Annotated in this window: 24 protein-coding genes and 1 riboswitch; of the genes, 14 read left to right on the plus strand and 10 right to left on the minus strand. The window is 45.1% G+C overall.

Features of this window, described 5'->3' with window-relative positions; translation table 11 throughout:
* Positions 1-98 precede the first annotated feature (98 nt).
* The 12 genes from ATB74_RS15900 to mgtE all read left to right on the plus strand — a co-directional run bounded on the left by ATB74_RS15900 (position 99) and on the right by mgtE (position 9,372).
* A complete protein-coding gene (locus ATB74_RS15900; RefSeq protein ID WP_019821462.1) occupies positions 99-1,064 on the plus strand; it encodes a calcium/sodium antiporter in 966 nt (321 codons plus the stop codon).
* 34 nt (positions 1,065-1,098) lie between these two features.
* Positions 1,099-2,070 carry an arabinose-5-phosphate isomerase KdsD gene (gene kdsD, locus ATB74_RS15905; protein WP_060983514.1) on the plus strand — a complete coding sequence of 324 codons (972 nt, stop codon included), beginning with the start codon at positions 1,099-1,101 and terminating at the stop codon, positions 2,068-2,070.
* Complete coding sequence (gene kdsC / locus ATB74_RS15910) at positions 2,070-2,627, plus strand: 3-deoxy-manno-octulosonate-8-phosphatase KdsC (RefSeq protein ID WP_061019133.1); 558 nt, start codon at positions 2,070-2,072, stop codon at positions 2,625-2,627. Before kdsD ends, kdsC begins: the two co-directional genes overlap by 1 nt.
* Positions 2,624-3,187, plus strand: a complete 564-nt coding sequence (gene lptC / locus ATB74_RS15915; RefSeq protein ID WP_004735306.1) for an LPS export ABC transporter periplasmic protein LptC — start codon at positions 2,624-2,626, stop codon at positions 3,185-3,187. Before kdsC ends, lptC begins: the two co-directional genes overlap by 4 nt.
* Positions 3,168-3,662 carry a lipopolysaccharide transport periplasmic protein LptA gene (gene lptA, locus ATB74_RS15920; protein WP_060983516.1) on the plus strand — a complete coding sequence of 165 codons (495 nt, stop codon included), beginning with the start codon at positions 3,168-3,170 and terminating at the stop codon, positions 3,660-3,662. Before lptC ends, lptA begins: the two co-directional genes overlap by 20 nt.
* Positions 3,663-3,665: 3 nt before the next feature.
* Positions 3,666-4,391: an LPS export ABC transporter ATP-binding protein gene (gene lptB / locus ATB74_RS15925; RefSeq protein WP_061019134.1), complete on the plus strand. Its 726-nt coding sequence runs from the start codon at positions 3,666-3,668 to the stop codon at positions 4,389-4,391.
* 54 nt (positions 4,392-4,445) lie between these two features.
* A complete protein-coding gene (locus tag ATB74_RS15930; RefSeq protein ID WP_017058913.1) occupies positions 4,446-5,906 on the plus strand; it encodes an RNA polymerase factor sigma-54 in 1,461 nt (486 codons plus the stop codon).
* Positions 5,907-5,968: 62 nt separating this feature from the next.
* On the plus strand, positions 5,969-6,256 hold the full coding sequence (hpf, locus tag ATB74_RS15935) for a ribosome hibernation promoting factor (RefSeq protein WP_009847742.1): 288 nt from the start codon (positions 5,969-5,971) through the stop codon (positions 6,254-6,256).
* Position 6,257: 1 nt separating this feature from the next.
* On the plus strand, positions 6,258-6,719 hold the full coding sequence (gene ptsN, locus ATB74_RS15940) for a PTS IIA-like nitrogen regulatory protein PtsN (protein ID WP_004738707.1): 462 nt from the start codon (positions 6,258-6,260) through the stop codon (positions 6,717-6,719).
* A 1-nt stretch (position 6,720) separates the two neighbouring features.
* Positions 6,721-7,590, plus strand: coding sequence for an RNase adapter RapZ (rapZ, locus tag ATB74_RS15945; protein WP_060983517.1), 870 nt, complete (start codon positions 6,721-6,723; stop codon positions 7,588-7,590).
* Positions 7,591-7,592: 2 nt separating this feature from the next.
* Positions 7,593-7,868, plus strand: coding sequence for an HPr family phosphocarrier protein (locus ATB74_RS15950; RefSeq protein WP_017066670.1), 276 nt, complete (start codon positions 7,593-7,595; stop codon positions 7,866-7,868).
* Between the two features lie 148 nt (positions 7,869-8,016).
* Complete coding sequence (mgtE, locus tag ATB74_RS15955; RefSeq protein ID WP_048605905.1) at positions 8,017-9,372, plus strand: magnesium transporter; 1,356 nt, start codon at positions 8,017-8,019, stop codon at positions 9,370-9,372.
* Between the two features lie 91 nt (positions 9,373-9,463).
* On the opposite strand, the gene pmbA is transcribed toward mgtE, so the two are convergent.
* Entirely contained in the window at positions 9,464-10,807 is a 1,344-nt protein-coding gene (gene pmbA, locus ATB74_RS15960; protein ID WP_061019135.1) for a metalloprotease PmbA, read from the minus strand.
* Positions 10,808-10,925: 118 nt separating this feature from the next.
* Between pmbA and yjgA the strand changes: the two genes are divergently transcribed.
* Entirely contained in the window at positions 10,926-11,450 is a 525-nt protein-coding gene (yjgA, locus tag ATB74_RS15965; RefSeq protein ID WP_061019136.1) for a ribosome biogenesis factor YjgA, read from the plus strand.
* 108 nt (positions 11,451-11,558) lie between these two features.
* Here the strand turns inward: yjgA and thiQ are convergent, their stop codons facing one another.
* From thiQ to mpl, 5 genes are all read right to left on the minus strand, one after another.
* Positions 11,559-12,263 (minus strand): thiamine ABC transporter ATP-binding protein, encoded by a 705-nt coding sequence (gene thiQ / locus ATB74_RS15970; protein WP_050654134.1) that lies wholly within the window; start codon positions 12,261-12,263, stop codon positions 11,559-11,561.
* A 10-nt stretch (positions 12,264-12,273) separates the two neighbouring features.
* On the minus strand, positions 12,274-13,869 hold the full coding sequence (gene thiP / locus ATB74_RS15975; RefSeq protein ID WP_061019137.1) for a thiamine/thiamine pyrophosphate ABC transporter permease ThiP: 1,596 nt from the start codon (positions 13,867-13,869) through the stop codon (positions 12,274-12,276).
* A gap of 83 nt (positions 13,870-13,952) precedes the next feature.
* The gene (thiB, locus tag ATB74_RS15980; RefSeq protein WP_061019138.1) at positions 13,953-14,945 is read right to left on the minus strand and encodes a thiamine ABC transporter substrate binding subunit; all 993 of its coding nucleotides are present in this window, start codon (positions 14,943-14,945) and stop codon (positions 13,953-13,955) included.
* A gap of 53 nt (positions 14,946-14,998) precedes the next feature.
* A riboswitch (TPP riboswitch) is annotated at positions 14,999-15,118 on the minus strand.
* A 43-nt stretch (positions 15,119-15,161) separates the two neighbouring features.
* Positions 15,162-15,785 (minus strand): flavin prenyltransferase UbiX, encoded by a 624-nt coding sequence (locus ATB74_RS15985; protein ID WP_016787846.1) that lies wholly within the window; start codon positions 15,783-15,785, stop codon positions 15,162-15,164.
* Between the two features lie 38 nt (positions 15,786-15,823).
* Positions 15,824-17,182 (minus strand): UDP-N-acetylmuramate:L-alanyl-gamma-D-glutamyl-meso-diaminopimelate ligase, encoded by a 1,359-nt coding sequence (gene mpl / locus ATB74_RS15990; RefSeq protein WP_060983521.1) that lies wholly within the window; start codon positions 17,180-17,182, stop codon positions 15,824-15,826.
* Positions 17,183-17,452: 270 nt separating this feature from the next.
* On the opposite strand from mpl, the gene fbp reads away from it, so the two are divergent.
* Positions 17,453-18,463 carry a class 1 fructose-bisphosphatase gene (fbp, locus tag ATB74_RS15995; protein ID WP_060983522.1) on the plus strand — a complete coding sequence of 337 codons (1,011 nt, stop codon included), beginning with the start codon at positions 17,453-17,455 and terminating at the stop codon, positions 18,461-18,463.
* A 92-nt stretch (positions 18,464-18,555) separates the two neighbouring features.
* On the opposite strand, the gene ATB74_RS16000 is transcribed toward fbp, so the two are convergent.
* The 4 genes from ATB74_RS16000 to tamA all read right to left on the minus strand — a co-directional run bounded on the left by ATB74_RS16000 (position 18,556) and on the right by tamA (position 24,835).
* Positions 18,556-18,912 (minus strand): DUF2799 domain-containing protein, encoded by a 357-nt coding sequence (locus ATB74_RS16000; RefSeq protein ID WP_060983523.1) that lies wholly within the window; start codon positions 18,910-18,912, stop codon positions 18,556-18,558.
* A gap of 81 nt (positions 18,913-18,993) precedes the next feature.
* Complete coding sequence (locus ATB74_RS16005) at positions 18,994-19,350, minus strand: gamma-glutamylcyclotransferase family protein (RefSeq protein ID WP_061019139.1); 357 nt, start codon at positions 19,348-19,350, stop codon at positions 18,994-18,996.
* A gap of 17 nt (positions 19,351-19,367) precedes the next feature.
* Positions 19,368-23,126, minus strand: coding sequence for an autotransporter assembly complex protein TamB (tamB, locus tag ATB74_RS16010; RefSeq protein WP_061019140.1), 3,759 nt, complete (start codon positions 23,124-23,126; stop codon positions 19,368-19,370).
* On the minus strand, positions 23,123-24,835 hold the full coding sequence (gene tamA / locus ATB74_RS16015) for an autotransporter assembly complex protein TamA (protein ID WP_061019141.1): 1,713 nt from the start codon (positions 24,833-24,835) through the stop codon (positions 23,123-23,125). The genes tamB and tamA overlap by 4 nt, the downstream gene beginning before the upstream one ends.
* Positions 24,836-25,009 lie beyond the last annotated feature (174 nt).

Consider the following 25,009-nt stretch of genomic DNA (forward strand, 5'->3'; position numbering starts at 1 on the left):
AACTGGTAATTAATTTGTAGAGTGACTTCCCTTTTATCTAGCAACAAGTCAAAATTAGCGGTTAATTCTCCGTTTTTTATTAATTTTTAGGAATCATCATGCTTGAAGCGATTGCGTTTCTTATTATCGGTCTAGGTTTTTTGGTGTGGAGTGCAGATAAACTGGTTTACGGTGCAGCTGCTCTTGCTCGAAACTTCGGTATCTCACCACTAGTTATCGGTATGACGATCTTAGCAATGGGGTCTTCAGCTCCTGAAATGATGGTTTCTGCCACAGCAGCTCTTGATGGCAAAACAGATACAGCCGTAGGTAACGTTTTAGGCTCAAACATTGCCAATATCGCACTGATTTTAGGTATTACAGCGCTTATCAAACCGCTATCAATCAGCTCAGGCGTAATTCGTCGTGAACTACCTTTGATGATAGGTGTCACTTTATTAGCTGGCGCACTACTTTGGGATAACCATTTGGGTTTCTACGAAGGCGTGTTGTTATTTGTTCTTTTCGGCGCTTTCTTGTTTGCCATGCTACAAATCAGCCGCAGTGAGAAAAAGAACGGTGATGCCTTCCTTGACGAGCAAGAATCAGAAATCCCAGAGGGCGTAAGCAACCCTAAAGCCGCAATGTGGGTGGTGATTGGTCTGATCATTCTGCCTTTAGCTGCTGATATGCTGGTTGATAATGCGGTAATCATCGCGAAATACTTTGGCATGAGCGACCTTGTGATTGGCCTAACCATCATTGCCGTAGGTACTAGTCTGCCTGAGCTTGCAGCATCGCTAGCCGGTGTTATGAAAGGTGAAGATGATATGGCCGTGGGCAATATCATTGGTTCAAACGTATTCAACATCCTTGCTGTTATGGGTATCCCGGGCATCCTAAACCCTTCGATTTTGAGCGAGTTTGCGATGGGTCGCGACTTCTGGGTAATGCTGGGCGTATCGCTACTGCTTGTGGTCATGGCACTAGGGAAATCTCGTAGCGTGAACCGTATTGAAGGCGGCGTGTTAATCGTAACATTCGTTGTCTACCAAAGTTACCTACTAATGAACATGTCGGCTTAATTGTTGATTTAACTTCCCGTACTTGGAGTATTTGATGTCTCAGCCATTTGATTACCGCAGTGTCGCAAAACAAGTTTTGGAAACCGAAGTTGCAGGTCTCACTCAATTAGACCAATATTTTAATGATGATTTTTGCCAAGCTTGCGACCTTATCCTAAATAACAAAGGTAAAGTCGTTGTAATGGGCATGGGCAAATCAGGTCATATTGGCAACAAAATAGCAGCCACGCTAGCAAGTACCGGTACATCTGCTTTCTTTGTGCACCCAGGTGAAGCTGCACATGGTGATCTAGGCATGATCGAACCGGGCGATATTGTAATTGCAATATCCAACTCAGGTGAATCAGGAGAGATCCTCAGCCTATTCCCAGTATTAAAACGCTTGAACATCAAGATCATCAGCATGACAGGTAAGCCAGCATCAAATATGGCTACCTTATCTGATATCCATTTACAAATTTCAGTACCAGAAGAAGCGTGTCCACTGGGCTTAGCGCCAACAACTAGCACTACTGCTACTTTGGTGATGGGTGATGCACTAGCCGTTGCACTTTTACAGGCTCGAGGCTTTACCGCTCAAGATTTTGCTCTGTCTCATCCAGGCGGCGCTTTAGGTCGTCAACTGCTGTTGAAATTAGACGACATCATGCACACAGGCGATGCACTTCCTATTGTTGCTCCGGATGCATTAATAAGAGACGCTCTGTTAGAGATCTCTCAAAAAGGCTTAGGCATGACGGCTATCGTTGGTCAAGATGGTCAAATGGCCGGTATTTTTACCGATGGTGATTTACGCCGTATCTTAGATAAACGCGTTGATATCCATAATACTCAAATTGGCGATGTGATGACGCTAAACCCTACCGTTGCCGATCCAAACATGCTTGCAGTTGAGGGTTTAAACTTAATGCAAGCGAAGAGCATCAATGGCTTGATGCTATGCCAAGATGGCAAGCTAGTTGGCGCCCTAAACATGCATGATTTATTGAAAGCTGGAGTAATGTAATGACACAGACAGTCGAAACTCTATACGGCACTGTTGACTCAGGTGTATTTGCAATCGCAAAAGACATCAAACTCCTAATTTGCGATGTCGATGGCGTATTCTCTGATGGTCGTATCTACATGGGCAACAACGGTGAAGAGCTGAAGACCTTCCACACTCGTGACGGTTACGGCATTAAGTCACTGATGAATGCTGGCATTGAAATCGCGATCATCACTGGCCGTAAGTCTCAAATTGTTGAAAATCGAATGACGGCTCTCGGCATTAAGCTGATTTATCAAGGTCAAGACGATAAAGTTAAGGCATACCAAGATATTTGCGATAAGCTTTCAGTGAATCCTGAAAATACGGGTTATATCGGCGATGATCTGATCGACTGGCCTGTGATGGAAAAAGTTGGCTTGAAGGTCTGTGTAGCAGATGGTCACCCACTACTTGCAAAGCGTGCAAACTACGTGACAACTATTAAAGGTGGTCATGGCGCGGTACGTGAAGTCTGCGACCTTATTTTACAAGCAAGAAATGAACTCGACGTGCATAAAGGTTTAAGCATATGAGTTTTACTCGTATTATCTATTTAATACTAATATTTATTGCCTCTTGGTCGACCTATTACCTGTACGACAAAGAGCAAACATCAACGATACAAGTAGCTCCAAATTTGGAGCTACCCGCGTTTAGTGGCAAAAGTCTAAACAATATTAGCTACGACGAAAGCGGTATTCGTAGCTATCAGGTTGAATCGACGTATTTAGAACACTACTCAGTGGTTGGCGATACGCACTTTCAAAACCCAGTTCTTTCGGTGTTCCGTGAAGGACACACGATTGAATGGCAAGTCACCGCTGATCGCGCGATTATGGATGAGAATCAAGTTGTCACTTTTTATGACAACGTCGTGGCAAAGAATCTGTTGCCAGAAGCCAGCTTCGATACAATGACCACTGATAAAATGGTTGTTGAGCTGCCTAGCCGAGATTTTTATTCAGAGACTCCGGTCCATATGATCGGTACATTTTTTGAAACTGAGGGGCAAGCAATGAAAGGTAACTTCGGTACCAACAATGCGACCCTCTTTAATTCTGTTCAAGGTAGATATGAAACTCTTACACCTTAGTTTATTCGCTTTGACCCTTGCGGCACCTAATGTCTATGCTCTGTCTTCGGATAGCGAGCAACCTGTCTACATTGACTCAGACAGCCAGCAATTGGATATGAAAAGTAACCAAGTGACTTTCCTTGGTGATGTAAACCTTAAACAAGGCAGCATCAATATCAATGCCGATAAGGTTATTGTTACTCGTAACGCCGTAAATGGTGAGATTGAAGAGATTCAAGGCTTCGGTAAGCCAGCAACCTTCTCTCAGCTTACTGACGACGGTAAGACACTCTACGGTGAAGCTGACGACTTACATTACCAGCTTGTTGCTGACAGACTGATCATGACCAAGAATGCGATGCTATCTCAAGATGGCAGCATCATCCGTGGCTCTAAGATTACTTACCAGATTGCTTCTCAAAAACTGGTTGCCGATAGTGATAGTAGCGAGCGTGTATCAACGGTATTGCAACCAGCGGAAGTGAATAAGTAAACTATGGCTGTTCTTAAAGCAAAAAACCTAGCAAAAACCTACAGCAAGCGTAAAGTTGTTACCGATGTGAGCCTGCAAGTAGAATCCGGTCAGATCGTCGGTCTGCTTGGACCAAACGGTGCAGGTAAAACCACGTCTTTCTACATGATTGTCGGTTTAGTTGCGCGTGATGAAGGCACCATCAGTATTGACGATCTAGATATCAGTATATTGCCAATGCACAGCCGTTCTCGTCTTGGTATCGGTTACCTGCCTCAAGAAGCTTCAATTTTCCGTAAGTTGTCAGTAGAAAACAACATCATGGCGGTTTTACAAACCCGTGATGAAATGACTAATGAACAGCGCCAAGATAAACTAGAAGACCTGCTAGAAGAGTTCCACATCCAACATATCCGCACCAGTAATGGTATGGCTCTATCGGGTGGTGAGCGTCGTCGTGTTGAGATTGCTCGAGCACTAGCAGCGAATCCGCAGTTCATTCTATTAGATGAACCGTTCGCAGGTGTTGACCCGATCTCAGTTATCGATATCAAAAAAATTATTGTTCACCTGCGCGATCGTGGCTTGGGCGTTTTGATTACCGATCACAACGTTCGTGAAACATTAGACGTGTGTGAAAAAGCTTACATCGTAAGCCAAGGGCACCTGATCGCTGAAGGTACTCCTGAAGATGTTCTCAATAACGAACAAGTTAAACAAGTTTATCTAGGCGAACAATTCCGTCTATGATTATATAGAGAGTATCGAGAGTTCTAAGAATAATAACTAGGTAAGTCACACTGAATGAAACCCTCATTACAACTTAAGCTAGGCCAACAGTTAGCAATGACTCCTCAATTGCAGCAAGCGATTCGTTTGTTGCAATTGTCTACTTTAGATTTGCAACAAGAGATTCAAGAAGCACTTGAATCTAACCCACTACTCGATGTCGAAGAAGGCAATGAAGATACGCCAACATCGGAAGAAAAACCTAGCAGTGACGAAAAAGAAACAGTTGAAGCCACAGAGCAAGACTTACCTGATAGCTCAGACTTAATCGAAAAATCAGAGATTGGCAACGAACTAGAAATCGACACAACTTGGGAAGATGTCTACAGCGCAAACACCGGTAATACGGGTATTGCGATTGATGACGACATGCCGGTTTATCAAGGCGAAACCACTCAAAGCCTACACGATTACCTACTTTGGCAACTCGACTTAACACCATTCACTGACACCGACCGAAGCATCGCTTTTGCATTAATAGATGCCATCGATGACTATGGCTACCTCACTGTAACTTGTGAAGACATCCTTGAAAACTTCGACAATGAAGAGATCGAGCTTGATGAAATTGAAGCCGTACGTAAACGAATTCAGCAGTTTGACCCACTAGGTGTCGGCTCAGTCAATCTGCAAGATTGCTTGTTACTGCAACTGGCAACTTTCCCCCAAGATACGCCTTGGCTCAACGAAGCTAAGTTAGTACTTACTAGCCATATCGACCAACTCGGCAACCGCGATTACAAACTGGTTATCAAAGAAACCAAATTGAAAGAAGCAGAACTACGTGAAGTTTTGCAGCTTATTCAACAGCTGGACCCTCGCCCTGGCAGTAAGATTACTCCCGATGAAACTGAGTATGTAGTTCCGGATGTATCTGTCTTCAAAGATCTTGGCAAATGGTTAGTGACTATTAACCCTGATAGCGTGCCTAAGCTGAAAGTGAATCAACAGTACGCAGATCTGGGTAGTAAAGGCAACAGCGCCGACAATCAATACATCCGCTCAAATTTGCAAGAAGCAAAGTGGCTAATTAAAAGCCTAGAGAGCCGAAATGAGACGCTACTCAAAGTTGCGCGATGCATTGTTGAACATCAACGTGATTTCTTCGAACATGGCGAAGAAGCGATGAAGCCAATGGTTCTGAATGATGTTGCGTTAGCCGTTGATATGCACGAATCCACGATCTCTCGTGTAACGACTCAAAAATTCATGCACACGCCACGTGGTATCTTCGAACTCAAATACTTTTTCTCAAGCCATGTCAGCACTGACAATGGCGGTGAATGTTCATCTACAGCAATTCGCGCACTCATTAAGAAGCTTGTAGCAGCGGAAAATACCGCGAAGCCTCTAAGTGATAGTAAGATTGCTGCTTTACTGGCTGACCAAGGAATTCAGGTAGCTAGACGTACCATAGCGAAATACCGTGAGTCTCTGGGCATTGCCCCATCGAGTCAGCGTAAACGCCTGCTATAAGCTAATTTAGTCGCTATTTACTTAGTAACTATAGCCAGGCAACCAACTGAAAAGGAAAGTCTATGCAAATCAATATTCAAGGCCATCACGTTGATCTTACCGATTCAATGCAAGACTATGTTCACACTAAATTCGACAAACTTGAGCGCTTCTTTGATCATATAAATAGCGTTCAGGTTGTTTTAAAAGTTGAGAAAATCAATCAAATCGCAGAAGCTACCCTGCATATAAATCAGGGGGAAATCCATGCGACAGCAACAGATGAAAGCATGTATGCCGCGATTGATTCATTGGTTGATAAACTCGTCCGCCAACTCAACAAGCACAAAGAAAAGCTAAGTAGTCACTAACATGCAATTAAGCGAAGTACTTTCATTGGACTGCACCAAAAGTGCAGTCCAATGCACAAGCAAAAAAAGAGCCCTTGAGCTCATCAGTCAGATCGCAGCAGAAAGCTGTGGTCAAGATTCAACAGAACTGTTTGAGTGCATGTTGAGCCGTGAAAAAATGGGCAGTACAGGCATTGGTAATGGCATTGCTATTCCCCACGCTCGTATGAATGTCAGTGATAAAGCGATTGCTGTATTACTGCAATGCCAAGATCCCATCGAATTTGATGCTATTGATAATCGTCCTGTCGACCTACTATTTGCCCTGCTTGTTCCAAGTGAACAATGTAAGGAGCATCTAAAAACCCTTTCTTGTATGGCAGAGCGACTAAACGATAAGCAGACTCTGAAACAGTTACGTAATGCTCAAAGCGATCAAGAGCTTTACGACATCATGATTCAAGTGCCAACTTGCGAGCAATAACATGCGGTTAATCGTTGTTAGTGGCCAATCTGGGGCCGGTAAAAGTGTTGCGCTACGAGTCCTTGAAGACTTGGGGTATTACTGCGTCGATAACCTGCCAGTAAACCTGCTCAACGACTTTGTCGAATCGGTACGTGAGATCAATCAAAACGTCGCGGTTAGCATTGATATTCGTAACCTACCGAAAGAGCCTCAATTAGTTACAGAGATGCTAGAACAGCTAGAGTCTGCCACTAATATTGATGTGAACGTCTTGTTCCTAGATGCGAGCAAGCAGACGTTACTCAAGCGCTACAGCGAAACACGTAGAATTCACCCTTTATCGATCGGCCAAGAAAAGCTCTCTCTTGAGCAAGCGATTGATTTAGAGAAGACACTCCTGACACCTCTCGCAGAGCAAGCATGCATTGTGATTGACAGTAGCGACTGCAACCTCTACGAATTGAGTGAAAAGGTTCGTTTTAAAGTTGAAGGCAAAGAGAAGCAAGAGCTGATCATCGTCTTTCAATCTTTCGGTTTTAAGTATGGCCTACCAAGTGATGCCGACTACGTGTTTGATGTTCGCTTTTTGCCGAACCCCCACTGGGAACCCGCACTACGACCACTAACTGGGCTAGATGCACCAATTCACTCTTTTCTTGAAAAACACGCAGAAGTTATTGAACTCAAGCAACAGATCCAAGGCTTTGTTGAACAGTGGTTACCAATGTTAGAGAAGAACAATCGCAGTTACCTAACGGTCGCGATTGGCTGTACTGGCGGTAAACACCGCTCGGTTTATCTAACTCAGAAAATTGGTGAGTACTTCGAGCAACTTGGCCATCAAGTCCAAATAAGACACGCCTCCCTAGAGAAGCACCAACAGGGCTAACCATGGAATTAACTCGAACTGTACTGATCCAAAATCGCTTGGGTCTTCACGCTAGAGCAGCTGTAAAGTTGGTTGAGCTTGCACAAAGCTTTGATGCAACCATCACTATCCATAGCGAAGAAGACAAAACAGCGACAGCAGACAGCGTAATGGGGCTACTTATGCTGGAATCAGCGCAAGGGCAACATATTACTATTCAAGCTGCAGGCACCGACTCACAGCAAGCACTGGATGCCGTCTGTCATCTCATTGAAGACAAGTTTGATGAGGGTGAGTAGCGAAACCGCTTCACTCACAACGCCTAAGACTCAAACAACGAACCAACCAATATTAAATCTTAGTTCTATCTAAGTTTATGATTTAAATAAGCCCCAGAATTAAGTTACTATTCCAACCATTGTTAGAATAATGAGATAGGAGGAAAATATGGCAGAGCAATTAGAATTCGACCAAGCTCACCAAACCCTCCAAGAAGTCAGCGAAGCCCTAGAAAACGGCCGATTTGTTCACGTACGCCGACAACTTCAGGACATGGAACCTGAGGATATTGCACACCTTTTAGAAGCCTCCCCTCGCAAAAGTCGTGACGTACTCTGGCAACTCACCGATCCTGAAGACTACGGTGAAATTCTTGATGAACTAAACGAAGACGTCAAAGATGCTCTTGTGTCGAAAATGGCACCGGAGACCTTAGCAGAAGCAACAGAAGGTATGGAAACCGATGACGTCGCGTACGTACTTCGAAGCCTACCCGACGATGTTTCTCGCGAAGTCCTTTCTCAAATGGACTCCGTCGATCGTGCATTAGTTGAAACTGCCCTGTCGTACCCTGAGGATTCAGCGGGTGCGATCATGAATACCGACGTAATCACGATTCGTGGTGATGTCGATGTTGACGTTGTTTTGCGTTACATGCGTATGCGTGGCGAACTGCCCGATGCAACTGACGCTCTGTATGTTATTGATGAAGAAGAACGTCTTATCGGTAACCTATCGCTTACCACACTGGTAACGACTCAGCCTGATGTGGCAGTTTCCGAAGTGATGGAGGATGCCGACGAAGCGATCGCGGTTGAAACCAGCGCTTCCGATATTGCGAGCCTGTTCGAACGTCGTAATTGGGTTTCAGCGCCAGTAGTCGATAGCAATCAACACCTTGTTGGTCGTATCACCATCGATGACGTGGTTGATGTTATCCGTGAAGATGCCGAGCACTCAATGATGAGTATGGCGGGTATGGACGATGACGAAGATACCTTCGCACCAGTCGTAAAATCCGCTCGTCGTCGTAGTGTGTGGCTTGGTGCTAACGTACTCGCGGCACTTGCTGCAGCATCGGTATCGAATATGTTTGAAGCAACGCTCGACCAAATGGCAGCGATTGCTGTACTGATGACCATTGTACCTTCGATGGGTGGTGTTGCGGGTAACCAAACCGTTGCTCTGGTGATTCGTGGTTTGGCACTCGGTCATATCGGTGACAGTAACAAACGCGAACTGCTACTCAAAGAGGCAGCCATCGGCTTCCTAAACGGCGTTCTATGGGCCGTTATCATTGGTGGTATCGTGGTGGCTTGGAAAGGTAACTGGATACTGGGAGGTATCATCTCAGCGGCGATGATGACTAACTTGATTGTCGCAGGTATTGCAGGTGTAACTATCCCAGTGATGCTGAAGAAAATGAATATCGATCCAGCCCTTGCTGGCGGTATGGCACTGACCACAGTAACCGATGTTATTGGCCTATCGGTGTTCTTAGGCTTAGCCACCATACTTATCTAGCTTGATTACCGACTCGGTAAATACAAAAAGGGAGCCATCGGCTCCCTTTTTAATGCATCAGGTTTAAGTCTCATGTTTAAACTGAAGCAAATTACTCACCCGCGACTTTCATCGACTCAAGCAGGATAGAACCCGTTTGAATTTGCGAACGTGTTTCTACGTCGTTACCAACCGCTACAATCTGAGTAAACATGTCTTTTAGGTTACCCGCAATCGTCACTTCCGATACTGGGTATTGGATCTCTCCGTTCTCAACCCAGAAACCAGCAGCACCACGAGAGTAATCACCCGTTACGGTATTAACGCCTTGGCCCATCACTTCCGTCACTAAGAAGCCTGTACCTAGCTCTTTTAGCATCTGCTCAAAGTTTTGACCGGTCGATTTAACGAACCAGTTATGAATACCACCAGCATGACCTGTTGGTGTCATATCCATTTTACGTGCGGCATAGCTCGTTAGCAGGTAAGTTGCTAACACGCCATCAGTGATGATTTCGCGATCTTGAGTGTAAACACCTTCGCTATCAAATGGGCTCGAAGCCAAGCCACGTAGGATATGGGGACGCTCTGAGATATTAAACCAATCAGGTAGAATTTTCTGTCCTAGATGATCCAATAAGAAAGAGGATTTACGGTAAAGGTTACCACCACTGATTGCCATCACAAGGTGACCGATCAGGCCAGTAGCAACATCGTTAGCGAACATAATTGGGTATTGACCAGTTGGTAGCTTTTTCGCATCCAAACGGCTAATGGTCTTTTCTGCTGCTTCTTGACCTACGCGCTCAGGCGTCCATAGCTCATCACGGTGACGTGCGACGGTGTAGCTGTAGTCTCGCTCCATCTCACCGTTAGCGCCTTGTCCAATCACACAGCAGCTCGTGCTATGGCGACTCGAAGCGTAGCTTGCTAGTAAGCCATGGCTGTTACCATAAACCTTAACACCATAATGGCTGTCATAGCTTGCGCCATCACTCTGTTTGATCTTATCGCTATAAGCTAACGCTTGCTTCTCAGCAGCAATCGCAATCTCAGCAGCATAATCAGGGTTTGGTTCATCAGGGTGGAAAAGATCCAAGTCTGGAATTTCTTTTACCATGTATTCTTTTGCTGCAGGACCTGCAAATGGGTCTTCAGAAGTGTACTGAGCGATATCAAGCGCAGCCGCTACTGTTTGAGCAATGGCCTTTTCACTCAGATCAGATGTAGATGCGCTGCCTTTTTTCTGGCCGCGATAAACAGTAATACCTAGCGCACCATCACTATTAAATTCAACGTTTTCCACTTCACACATACGTGTTGAAACACTTAAACCCGTTGACTTAGTAATAGCGACTTCAGCTGCGTCTGCACTCACTGATGCCATATCCAACGCTTTAGCTACTGCGGCTTCTAGCTCAACTCTTTGCTGGGCGACTTGCTGTTTTACATCCATATCTATTCTAATTTTTTAGGTCAATATTACGTAGGATAACAAGAATTTCGCTTTCTCCCCAAGATTCTTGCTAAAATAGGCAATATATTCGTTTGAGATAGTGACATAGGCAGAAAAGATGGCTCGCAAAAACCAAAAAGCCCCATGGGAACCAGAAGAAGAAATCATCTGGGTAAGTAAGACAGAAATGAAAACGGACATGGATGCCCTGCAAAAGCTGGGAGAAGAGCTTGTTGGTCTAAAGCCTTCTGTATTAGACAAATTTCCGCTGTCTGAAGATTTGGCACAAGCGATTAAAGATGCACAACGCTTTAAAAATGAAGCGAAGCGTCGTCAACTTCAATACATTGGTAAAGTAATGCGCAATGTCGATCCTGAGCCAATTCAAGCGGCTTTGGATAAAGTACGTAACAAACACTCACAAGCAACAGCTGAGCTACATAAGCTTGAGCAACTGCGTGATCGTGTTGTTGCTGAAGGTGATGCGGCTATTTCAGAAGTCATGGAAATGTACCCTGAAGCAGACCGTCAACGTCTTCGTCAGCTAGCTCGCCAAGCTAACAAAGAGAAATCAGCGAACAAGCCTGCAAAGTCTTCTCGTGAGATCTTCCAAATCTTAAAAGAGCTAAAGCTAGAAGAGTAATCGTTATCTCGCTTTACTCATAGAGTGAATAAAAGACCTAGCGCATGCTAGGTCTTTTTGTTTTTGACGCGCTCAATATCAGAGATCTTAAACAGGAGTGATGAGTCGTCACTCACCCGCTTTAACAAATGAGCTTAACTCTGGCTGTGGATGATCCGCCGTCAGTGCCTCTATCGAGTCTTCAACCAACACCTTACCTAGCGCCACAAAAACAAACTTATTCGCGATACTGCGTGCGTCACCTAAATGGTGAGTCACCATCAAAACCGTAATATTTCGCTCTGCCGCTAATCGCTTCACTAAGCTAAGCATCTCTTCCCGCAGCAAAGGATCCAGCGCAGAGAAAGGTTCATCCAACAGCCAAATATCATGAGGCTGAACAAAACAACGCGCCAACGCCACACGCTGACGCTGACCGCCTGATAAGTGCTCAGGTAACCTATCCAAATACTCAGCGACGCCTACTTGAGCAGCAGCTTGCTCCACCGCTTGCTTTTGGGTTGCGGTAAGCTTCAAACCAGGATGCAGACCTAAGCCAATATTTTCTCGCACCGTAAGGTGAGCAAACAGGTTGTGCTCTTGAAACAACATCGCCAACGGGCGTTGGTGTGCCTCTTTACCAATAAGCGATTGCCCTGCCACTGAGATCTCACCCGATGTAGGCTCGATGAACCCAGCAACTAGCGCCAACAGTGTAGATTTACCAGCGCCACTCGGCCCCATAAGCGCAACAATATCGCCCTGCTCAGCTTGAAAATCAAAGCTAAATAACTCTCTGTGATAGTGGTAGTCCACATCTTTCATCACTAACATCATCGGTTCCTCAACTCTTTAGCTTTGAGCTTCGAGTAAATAAAAATTCAATCAAGCTAAAACTGCCGACACTCAGTAACAGCAAGCTCACTGACACCACAGCAGCCGCTTCCATTTGATAGCTGCCTAATAACTGGAATAGGTACAAAGGCAGAGTTCTAAAGTCTTGGCTACCAAATAAGGCAATCGCACTTAAGTCGCCCATCGCCAACATAAAGCTGATTGAGAAGGCTTGCGCCATAGGTTTACGCAGTGCTCGCCACTCCACCAGCCTAAAGCGAGTGAATCCTGTCATTCCTAAGCTGGCACACACATACTGATACTGCTGAGAAAGGTGCAGCATAGGCTGAGCCAAGGTTTTAATTACGTAAGGCAGCGCCATTAAGCTGTTGACTGCAATCACGATAAAGAAAGCTAAACTGAAAACATCGGTGAATGAACGCAGTAATAAGAAGATACCCGTACTGATCACTAGCCCCGGAGTCACTAAGATAATAGTGCCAATCAATTCAATTTTGTCGGCTCTAAAATTCTTATTCTGTAAGCGCCATGCTCGGCTAGTCAGCAGTATGGCGATACCAATACCAACCGCGATTACACTTGCTAATGACGCGACTTTAACCGAGGTCATTAATGCCGCCCAAAACGGCTCACTGCTAAGTACTGTCAGTGCTTGCGAGTTAATACCACTGACGATAACCATAGCTAATGGCGGCAATACCAGCATTGAGACTATGATGATCCAGAAGCTGTCCCAAGCTTTTGACCACCAGCTGTCCTTAACCAAATATTTATCTTCCGCCAACTGACTGGCCGTCACAGAAATAGGTTTCGATAGGCGTTGAATGCTGACCGCTAGCACACCACACAGCAGCATTTGCCATATCGCGAGTAAGGCACCTGCCTGCAGGTCAAAGTCGAATTTAATGGCCTGATAAATAGCGAGCTCGATAGTGGTTGATTTAGGTCCACCGCCTAGTGCCATCACGGTAGCAAAGCTGGTAAAGCACAGCATAAAGACTAAGCCACACACATGAGGCAATTGCTGTCTTAAACGTGGCCATTCAACCCATCTGAATTTGTTCCAATGACTCATACCCAAGTGAGCACAAAGCTTGTGTTGCTCGGCAGGCACGGTATCTAAGGCTTGTAAAAGTAAGCGACTGGCATAGGGCAAGTTAAAGAAAACGTGCGCCAGCAAAATGCCATTCAATCCATAGATAGAGAATGGCAATTCAATGTCGAAGTTCGCCAAAAACTTAGCTAACCAACCACTATTACCATAGATAGCAAGTAAGCCAAATACACCGACTAACACGGGCAGGACTAAGGTCGACGCGAACAGCCTTAACAACAAAGCTCGTCCAAAAAATTGTCTGCGACATAGCGCATGAGCAATAGGTATAGCAAAGCCAACACTCAGCGTTGTTGAGAGTGTCGCTTGATAAAAGCTGAATTTCGTTACATGCCAATAGTAGGGATCGGACCATACTTGGCTGATATCAAGAGAAGGGGCATTGCTAAGCAATGCCCCAACTGCTGAAACCACGAAGGCGGTAATGAGTATCGCAACCCAAATCCCAACCTTAGGTGTTTTCTTTATCATAAATTGATTTTTTACCGTAAACAGTTCACTCAAAGTATATCGAACGAACTTTTAAATACAGAAAGCCTATTTTTTAAAGTAAGTTAGAAAGTAAGTGCACTCTGCCATTCACGAATCCATGGCTTACGCTTAGCGGCAATTTCTTCAGGCGTGAAGCTTAGCGCTTTCTGAGGAACCTTAAGTTGCTCGAACCCTTTTGGAAGCTCAATATCGGTCACTGGGTACATCCAGTTGCCTGTTGGCATCGCCGATTGGAATTCATCACTTAGGATAAACGCCATAAAATCATCAGCAAGTTTCTCGTTCTTACTGCCTTTAACTTTAGCGGCCACTTCAACTTGAGTGTAATGCCCTTCTTCGAAGCTTGCTGCTGCGTACTTAGAATCGCTCTCAGCAATAATGTGGTAAGCCGGAGAGGTTGTGTAAGACAACACTAAATCCGACTCACCTTCTAGGAACATAGAATAAGCTTCAGACCAACCTTTGGTTACAGTCACAGTTTTCTGAGCAAGCTTCTTCCATGCTGCTGTCGCTTCATCACCGTATACCGACTTCATCCAAAGCATCATGCCTTGGCCTGGTGTTGATGTACGTGGGTCTTGGTAGATAACCTTGAGATCATCTCGCAGCTCAACCAGCTCTTTCAAGCTCTTCGGCGGGTTTGCCAATTTCTCTTTGTTGTAAACAAAAGCAAAGTAGCCAAAGTCATAGGGAACAAAAGTGCTATCGTTCCAACCATTAGGAAGCGTTACTGATGAAGTATCAACATTATGCTCAGCCAATAAGCCCGTCGCTTTCGCTTCAGCCATAAGGTTGTTGTCGAGACCTAGCAAGATATCGGCTTTGCTGTTGCCCCCTTCAAGACGTAAACGGTTCAGGATAGAAACGCCATCTTCTAGCGCGACAAAATTCACATCACAGCCACACTTTTCTTCAAATGCTTTTTCAACGGCAGGACGAGGGCCCCAATCCGCAGCAAAAGAATCATAGGTATATACAGTTAGAGTATTGTCTGCAGCTACGGCAGAAAAAGAGATCGCTGTAGTAACAGCAAGGGTAGTTAATGTGAATTTCACTGGACGCTCTCCATGGTCTGAGCGGCACAGGTTTGAGGGAGGAGAACGGTAGAGGTTGTTCCTAACTCAATTCCTACGCCAGCATTATCTGGTTCAGGTTTACGGGTCCCAAGCATCTGCTTGATCTCAGCTCGCATTCATTATTTGAATGGTTCGCTCCCCGATGAGTGTTCAGAATTGTAATTTGATTTTTAACAATAAGCTATCAAGTTTGGATCAATTACGTTGATCGTAGCCCCAACGTGGCACTAAACCTTGTTCGATACCAAGATGATCAAGAATACGCGCCACCATAAAGTCGACCAGATCTTCAATTGACTTAGGTTGATGATAAAAACCCGGAGCCGCAGGCATGATCGTCACGCCCATGGTCGAAAGCTTGTGCATGTTCTCTAGATGCAGCGTCGAAAATGGCGTCTCGCGAACCACCAACAACAGTTGACCTCGCTCTTTCATGACCACGTCTGCTGCTCGCTCAATCAGGTTATCCGACAAGCCATGTGCAATCGAAGCCAAGCTTCCCGCTGAACATGGACAAACGACCATCTGCTTCGGCGCTGCTGAACCAGAGGCAACCGGCGAGAACCAGTCGTCTTTGCCACACACCACCAGCTTTTCAGGGTCGCAACCAAGGTGTTTAACTAAAGCTTGTTTCGCCGCATCCGGTCCAGCAGGTAACTTAAGCTCATGCTCGGTCGCCAATACCACTCGCGCTGCCGATGAAATCAGCAAATAGACCTGATAATCGGCCGCCAAAAGGCATTCAAGTAAACGCAGGCCATAAGGCGCACCGGATGCGCCAGTGAAAGCAAGAGTTATCGCTTTATCGTGTTTTGTCATGTTCTCAATTACTTCAAATTATAAGGTCGTGGATGCCGTTAGCCTTTGAGTGCCAATCCATCCAACAGTTTTTGGTGAATACCACCAAAGCCACCATTACTCATTACCAAGATTTGGTCGCCCGCTTGTGCCTCTGAGACAATTTTAGCAACGAATGCATCCATGTCATCACTCACGTGTGCAGGTTGGTGACAAGCGTCTGCAACATCTTGAACCGACCAATCAATGTTATCCGGTTGGAATAAGTAGGTAGAATCCGCCTGCTTCAACGAATCAGCCAGGGTTTCTTTGTGCACACCACGTTTCATAGTGGCAGAACGAGGCTCTAAAACGGCAATGATCTTCTTAGTGTCGACCTTATTACGTAACCCGCCTAGCGTAAGTTCAATCGCCGTTGGGTGATGAGCAAAATCGTCATAAACAGAAACACCTGCCACCTCGCCTTTAAACTCCAAGCGGCGCTTAGTGTTAATGAAAGTAGCTAGTGATTCACAAGCGAGGTCTGGAGTCACACCTACGTGTCGTGCAGCAGCTATCGCCATCAAAGCATTATTTACGTTGTGATCGCCCACTAAATCCCAATCTACCGTTCCAACACATTCGCCTTGGAAGTAGACCTCAAATTTAGAACCATCTTTAATCAGCTTCTTCGCATCCCAATCACCTTGTTCGCCGCTTGATTCAGTCTCACTCCAACAGCCACGAGATAGAACATCTTGAATAGCAGTGTCTTGCTTAGGTGAGAAAATGCGACCATTACTTGGCACAGTGCGAACCAAATGATGAAACTGACGCTTAATAGCTTCAAGATCATCGAAGATGTCCGCATGATCGAACTCTAGGTTATTCATGACCAAGGTTCTTGGGTGGTAATGGACGAACTTAGAGCGTTTATCGAAAAAAGCACTGTCGTATTCGTCAGCTTCGACCACGAAGAACATGCTTTCACCAAGGCGAGCAGAGATACCAAAGTTCCCCAACACACCGCCAACTAAAAAGCCCGGAGCATAGCCACAGTCTTCCAAGATCCAAGCCAGCATGCTTGATGTCGTGGTCTTACCATGCGTTCCCGATACCGCCAACACCCAACGGTCATGCAGTAAGAATTCTTGCAACCACTGAGGGCCAGAGGTGTATCTAAGATTGTTATCCAATACATACTCAACACACGGGTTACCACGGCTCATCGCGTTACCGATAACCACGAGATCCGGCCTTGGCTCGAGTTGGCTAGGGTCGAACCCTTCAATAATTTCAATCCCTTGAGATTCCAACAAGGTGCTCATTGGTGGGTAAACATTCGCGTCACTACCGGTAACCTTGTGACCTAGTTGACGAGCCAATACCGCAGCACCACCCATAAAGGTGCCACAAATTCCTAAGATATGAATATGCATAAATTGCTTCCAAACGCTTGGCTAAATAAACGATGCCCTAATTAAAACGGCTTGCACTCATTATCATTAAATAGCGGTTAAAAGCGAGCGGCAATGCAAAACAAATTTAGTCGACATAGTAAGTGAGATCTGCGTCGCTTAGTTCATTACCATTAAAAAGATCTAGCCTTTAGAATTTAGGTAAGCGTCTAGATGAATAAAGCCCGTACAAGAGGCCAATTCTATAGTGCTCAAATCCCCCTAATATTCAGAGAAGTTTAAGGAAATAACATGTCTGAGATGCGCACCCTTGGTGAGTTCATTGTTGCAAAACAAAATGACTTCCCCCATGCAAGCGGTGATCTATCATCCCTTTTGTCATCAATTCGTCTTGCTGCAAAAATTGTTAACCGCGAAATTAACAAGGCAGGTCTTGTCGATATTACTGGCGCTGTTGGTACAGACAACGTTCAAGGTGAAGAGCAACAAAAGCTAGACCTGTATGCTAACGACAAATTTAAAGCCGCACTTGAAGCTCGAGATCAAGTTTGTGGTGTCGCGAGTGAAGAAGAAGACGAAGCCGTTGCCTTCAATAAAGAGCTCAACAAAAACGCAAAATACGTTGTACTGATGGATCCACTTGATGGTTCTTCAAACATCGATGTGAATGTATCGGTTGGTACAATTTTCTCAATCTACCGCCGAGTATCACCGATTGGTACTCCACCAACACAAGAAGACTTCCTACAACCAGGGCATAAGCAAGTAGCTGCTGGTTACGTGATTTACGGCTCTTCAACCATGCTGGTATACACAACTGGTGCTGGCGTAAATGGCTTCACCTACGATCCATCACTGGGTACCTTCTGCCTGTCTCATGAAAATATGATGATCCCTGACGAAGGTAAGATTTACTCAATCAACGAAGGTAACTACATTCGTTTCCCTACAGGTGTTAAGAAGTACATCAAATACTGTCAGGAAAGCGAGCCAAGTGATAATCGTCCTTACACTTCTCGCTATATTGGTTCTCTTGTATCTGATTTTCACCGTAACCTACTTAAAGGCGGCATCTACCTGTACCCAAGTACAGAAAGCCATCCTCAAGGTAAGCTGCGTCTATTGTATGAGTGCAACCCAATAGCCTTCATCATGGAGCAAGCTGGTGGTATCGCCTCCGATGGTGCCCAACGCATCATGGATATCAAACCAACAGAGCTACATCAACGTGTACCTTTCTTTGTCGGTTCGAAGAGCATGGTAAAAAAAGTAGAAGAGTTTCTTGAGCTTAACCCAGACTAAGCCATTCGTTTATTTATTAAATTAACGTCATTAAAAAAGCCAGCATCTAAATGCTGGCTTTTTATTGGTCACTGCGTTAACTTTTCACTGGATTATCGAATATCAAATTTCGATTCAGCACCTCGTTCATAGTTGAAGCGGAACCATTTATCAATATCATCGCAAATTCCAAGGTAAGTCTCGCCGCGACGTCCTAGCGCACGTGGATTTTGGGAACAATACTGAGTTTTACCAATTTCATACCCTTGGCCATAAGCGGCATACAAGTCTGCATCAATTGATGGTGAAGACGCTGCTTCAGCCAAACTTGCTTCTGTTTGCTTAGTTTTACCTTTCAGTGCCATTTCTTCACCAAAGCTCTGCCAATCGGTCGTGTTCATTGACGTTGGTGGCGGAGTTTGTGCACAACCAAATAACATTACTGATAGCACCAATAATAGATATTTCATAATTTCCTCCTGATGGAAAAGATTAGCCTGTAGATTGAGACTTTTAGCTATTACGTCAGAAAGCTTTCATTAGTTCATTCACTACAGCGGGTTGTTCCGCTTACACCAGTCACCCGAAAGTATTTCTTTTTTAGCGGTTAGATCAAGCTGATACAAATATACCCATGCTAATCCAAATATAGTCTCTATTTGCTCACGACGATACTCAACCGGAACACCTTCTAGCCGATCAAGCGACGCCAAAACTTCGTCGTTAACTAAATAGACCTCGCCAGCGACACTTTTCTTTCCCAAAATCATCGCCGGATAGGCACCTAAATCAAAAAGTGCGTATTCATTAGGTGTATCAAACTGCCCTAATAAATCGCAGCCCTTCAAATAGTGGTGATTGGACTGACCTTGCCTCAAGGTTCCATAGACAAAAACAAGATGCTGCATACGCCCTCCATGAGGCTTTACTCGAACTCAAATTGATAGAGGAGGTCTACCGCACTGTCTAAACCAGAGACGGCTTCAACGTAGAGATCCTGCATCAATCGATAACGAACGGTAAACTCACCAAGCGAGTTGAAGATACCAACACCATACTTAACCTGTAAGCCTGGAAGGATGTAACCACTTACCGTCACTTGAGAGTCATCGCCAGACCCTGCAGTATCCAGTTGTAAGTCCTGCACACCAAATGCCTCACCGATTTCACCGACAACCTTACCGCTCTTCGCCAAGCTCAAGCCAATTAGGGTAGTCGTCATCGAACCATTCGATTCACCATCGATATCTTGACCACGTAGAATATAAGAAAGCGCGTTAGCTTGCGGCATCGCAGGGTCAGAATAAATTTCGATAGTCGGCTCTGTTGCAGGGCCTGTCACACGAATACCGGCAGTTACATCGTCTTGAGTATTATCAGGGTTACGTATCGCATTAATCGCTACGTATGGCTGATCCGGTGGGCCGTTCATTAGGATCTTGCCCTCTTCGATCAACAGGTCTTGCCCGAATGATTGGTAAGTACCATCCACGATGTTCACTTCACCCGTGATGAAAGGGCCTTGGTCTTTTTGAGCAACATTAAGCTTACCGACCAACTCACCTTCAAGGCCGAAAGCGGACAGCTTAAAGTCATCACCAATGGAAATATTAATGTTAGTCATCACATTGAACGGAATCGTATCTTCACTTTCAGGCTCAAGATCTTTGTTCAAGATAACTTGATCGGAGGACACACCAACAGCTGATGGAGGTAAATCTTCTACAACAATTCGTCCCCATGGTAATGAAATATCGCCCGTAATCTTCGCAAGCTCTGGTGTAACATCAATGGTCATATCAGGCACTACCTTAACCTTGACCATCGGCGGAATATCAACCATCAACTCATCAGCAAAAACTCTGACGTTAGAGTGCCATGCTTTAAGGTCTTGCCAATCCCCGCTTCCCTCGATATCAAGGTGACCATCAGGCGTTTCAATATTCGCATCCAGTTTTGCACTATAGCCATCAAAGTCGAGGTCGATACGGCCATCTTTTACATCAACAGGCGTAACATCACCTTTGACTTGAATACCATCAACAGAGAATTGACCAAAGACTTGAGGGTGCATCAAAGAGCCTTTTACTTTTAAGTCACTCTCAAGGTTAGCCTTTAATAGGCTGTATTCACCGAGAATCGGCTGTAAGAAATCGAGGTGGAACGTGCTCAGCTTGATTGCTGCATCAACCATTTTATCTTCAGCGAGAATATCCGGTAATGAAACCGTGCCAGACAAGTCACCATTATCGGCAACATCCAACATAAAGTTAGCGTCTAGCTTGTTGTCTTTCAGCTGGGCATTCAATGCAACACTTTCCCAACCCAAAATGATTGGCTCACCAACTTGTTGAACAACCTGACCTTTCGGCATATCAACGCTTACCGTAACCTCCGGTTCACCTTGTTCAGACCACTTGGCATGAGCTGTCGCATTCACCAAACCCTGTAGTTGCGTTTCTTTAGGAACAAAAGCTTTAATTTGCTCGAAATCGAATTGGTTGATGGCCAATTTCGCCTCTCCCGATTTCCCGACACGAACGTCTTCATCCAGACACACACTAGAACTAGACTGTTTCCAACAGTGCGCTTGAACATCAGCAAACTGCTTATCGACATCCGCCTTAATCGCAACAGGCTGCTCTAATATCCAAGGACCTTGCTGAGTGGTGATTTTGACTCGATCTAATGATCCATCCCAGATAAGAGAAGGCTTTTGAATCAACTCACCAGAGATAGCTAGACTTGTCGACACGATGTTGGATATCACATCGAGTGTCACGGTATGTTGCTTCTCGCCACCACTCACCGTTAAGTCGATGCTTTCCACGCTCTGATCTTGATAGGTTAAGTTCTTGGCTTTTAATACAAGATCGGCTTGAGCTTCAGGTAATGGCAGAGGAACCACAGAGCCATTAAGAGACAAGGATTCTAGTGTTGCTTCGTTATTCCAATCGACCTTATCAACATTAAGCGCGAGATCGACTTCTGGCTTTTTCGTTGGGCCGCTTAGCTGGATATTACCAATCACTTTCCCCGTCAGCTCCGGAACACTTTTATCTAACTGTGGGAAATTAATCGCAACGCCCATATCCCATTGATTATCAAGTTGCCCCTGTGCCTTAATCGAGTTAACACCGTGGGCCAAGCTCAAACCACTGGTTTTAAGTTTAGGCTCACCACTCGCACTGCGATCAGACGCCGACAACTGCCCTTCGATATCCAGAGGGTATTCACGCAGGATCCCCTCAATATCAAGTTTGGGCAGTTCAATCGCCCAGCCACCGGCTTTAGTCAGTTCACCAGAGGTAGCAATACTTCCACTAATGTTACCCTCGGCTTCTGGCCATTGCAGACCCGGCTGAATATCTTTTAACGCAACCTCAGCTTGCCAGTTAACAAGACTCTTCCAATTCGCTTTAACGACACCGTTGAGCTCACCGCCTAGCGTGTTCAGCTTTAGGCGCTCGAGCTCAATCTGCTCAGTGGTACCTTTACCCTGTAGGTCAATGGCTAACGCAGGAATATCCTTACCATCAGCTTCGCCAATTAACTGCACATTAAAACCATCTAATGAACCATCCGCTTTGAACTTCTTAATCTCCGCTTGGTAATCGCTTTTGCCTGTAAGAGGCCATTGCGCTTGCCCTCCCTCTAAAAGAAGGTCAAATGGCAGAGCCGGCTCTAAGGGTTGAATATCCCCAGACAACTTTGCCTCAATCAACTCAGAAAACTGGGAATCTAGGTTTAGCTTAGCCACGCTGCCTTGTGCTTTCAGCGATAGTTTCTGACCAGCAAGGTCAGTTTCTTTCACTAACGCATCCAAAGAAAGCTCTAGCGGGTAACCATCTTTAAGCTCAATCTTGGTAGAAAGGTTCGCATTCGCCTGCGGCATATCGAGTTCGAGAGTGGAAACATCAACCGTGTTTTTACCCGCTCGAGCTTCGAGTCCAAGGTGGTTCACCACAATTGGCGTTTCTTGTTCTAAGGTAAAACGGTTGAGGTCAAAACGCTCCAGCATAATCTGTAAAGGAATCCAGACTTCCGGCAATTCGATAGCAGTTTTAGTAGCAGTCTCTGGCTCGACAGCTTCTACTTGCGGTTCTTCTGTCGATTCCGCGAGTTTAACTTTCAGATCATTGAATAAGGTTGGCGATACCGTCAGCTTTTCGCCCTGCATGCTCAAAGCCGTAGAGAACAGGCTCCATTCAATTTCATGACCTAGGATATTCAGCTTGATATCAGATAAAGCGATTCGATTGATCACGATTGGTAGTGGTGTTTTTACCGATGTTACGGGCGGTGTAGGCTCTGCTTCTTCTGTAGAAGCTGGCGGTAATTCAGTAAATGCGAAGTCCAACCCTTGAATAGCTAAACGATCGACACACAGCTTAGGATCGAGCAGACAGCGTGGATTAATTGCCAAGTTCAGCTTTTGAACCTTGGTATCGATATGAAGGCTATCATCTTTGAACTGGACATTATTAAGCGTAAAGCTTGGAAAGAGAGCGCCTTTAGTACTTTCCACTTTAAGTTGTGGCACTGCTTTTTCAGCGCCCCACAGCACGGTGTTCAACCCCGGATTGGTGAACAAAACAAAACCGAGCAGGGCTATCAACAATAGCAAAATAGACGTCAATGAAATCGACGTCCATTTTATGCACTTACCCACAACGTTAATCATAATTCAGGCCCTAAACTAAAGTGCAGTTGGAACTCATCGCCTTTCTTCGCATCTAGGCCCCAAGCAAAGTCTAAACTCACAGGACCTACGGGAGAGGCCCAACGCACTCCGACACCGGTGCCGTGCTTCCACTCTGGCTTATCATTGAATGCATCACCAATATCGTAGAATGCGGCACCCCACCAGTTTCCAACTAATCGGTATTGGTATTCAAACGAGCTGGTTGCCATGTATTTTGCGCCGGTTAGTGCACCACTTTCATCTCGAGGAGAGATAGACTCATAGCCATAACCACGAATGCTATTATCACCACCAGCAAAGAATCTTAGAGAGGGAGACAGCTTTTCAAACTCGTCGGCAAAGTTACCGCCGAATTGAAGGCGAGTTAAACCACGGTGGTTGTTGCCAATACTTCGTATCCATGCCGTTCGCCCTTGAAAACGTACCACCTTGGTTTCAGATAACAAGGTATCATCAGCCGCCTCAAACATAATGGTTTGTTTATCGCCCCACATCGGCATCGAACCGCCTCGTGTTCGAGTTCGTGAGAACGAAATCCCCGGCAATACAAATTGTGCTAAATCGTCTTGTAAACCTTGCTCATAGTTTTCGACCAAGTATCGAATGAATACTGTGCGCTGCCAGCCATTATCCAGACGCCAATATCTTTCTAAGGCTAAGTTTGATTCCAAACTTTTGGTATCTCGGTTATCCAAGTTCTTCATTCCGTACTTAACTTGATAGTAGTCATTAAGCACGTCATCCAATGGAATTTTATAAGCCGCCGTGATCGTCTGTTCAGGCTTGGAGATCGACAAACTACTATTGAAGCTATGGCCTTTATCATTAACCCAAGGTTTCTTCCATTTGAGAGTACCTTTCACGCCAAGGTCTGTTGAGACACCGATACCCGTTTCAATTTGGTTACGCGCTTGAGGAGCAAGGCTGACCTTCATAGGAATCTCTCTGCCCTCACCCAACTGGCTTAAATCAGGCTCAACAAATACCGAAGAGAACCAATCGGTATTAGATAGGTTTTGGTTGTACTCACCAACTTTGGTTATGGAATAAGGTTCGCCATCTTCAAATGGTTTGAGTGACTGCACTTTATCCTCTTCTATTTGGCTACCAGTAACCAGAGTGGTACCAAAGTGATAGCGAATACCACTGTTATAATGAAGACGAACATAAGCGCGGTTTAATTCAGGGGCGACTTCTAGCTTACTGAGGTCATATGCCCCATCAAAATAGCCTTTCGCTAATCCAAGATTACGTATCGACGATTTCAAAGAGTCATAATTACCATGGTTCAAGATTGAACCTTTAGACAGCTTACTCTTAGCGATCAACGCTAAAAAGTCTGGGTCATCTTTGGCTTCACCAGTCAGAACGATATCGGAAGCATAAATAATAACAGGCTCTCCCGACTCAACCGTAACGGTCAGCTCGGTATCATCTTCGGAGTGAGTAAATGTGATAATAGGTTGGTAGTAGCCTAACGCATTCAGGGCTTCTTTAATCATAGATTCCAAGCGAGATTGGAACCTTAGTGAAACCGAATACTCTTCTTCAGGGATCGCACTCAGATAAGCATCAACATTATCTTCAAGCGCTCCATCCAGCCCTTTAATCTCAAGGGAAACGTCAGCAAAAGCGAGCGTCGATGACAGTAGAGTGCCAATCAGAACTGGTAAAGTTTTTCTTATCATGTTTAATTGGTGAAGAAGTTATCAATACGTTAATAAGTGAAAAGAAATAATACCGCTAAATAGGCATTGAGTCTGTAATAAATCCTGGAATAACACGGTCTAATTTAAAGACTTATTCAATATTGACCAACAGTTGATATGAACCCACGTTAAATAAAAGCCAGCGCGGTAAAC

The organism is Vibrio splendidus (assembly GCF_001557875.1).
GTDB classification, from domain to species: Bacteria; Pseudomonadota; Gammaproteobacteria; order Enterobacterales; family Vibrionaceae; genus Vibrio; species Vibrio splendidus_F.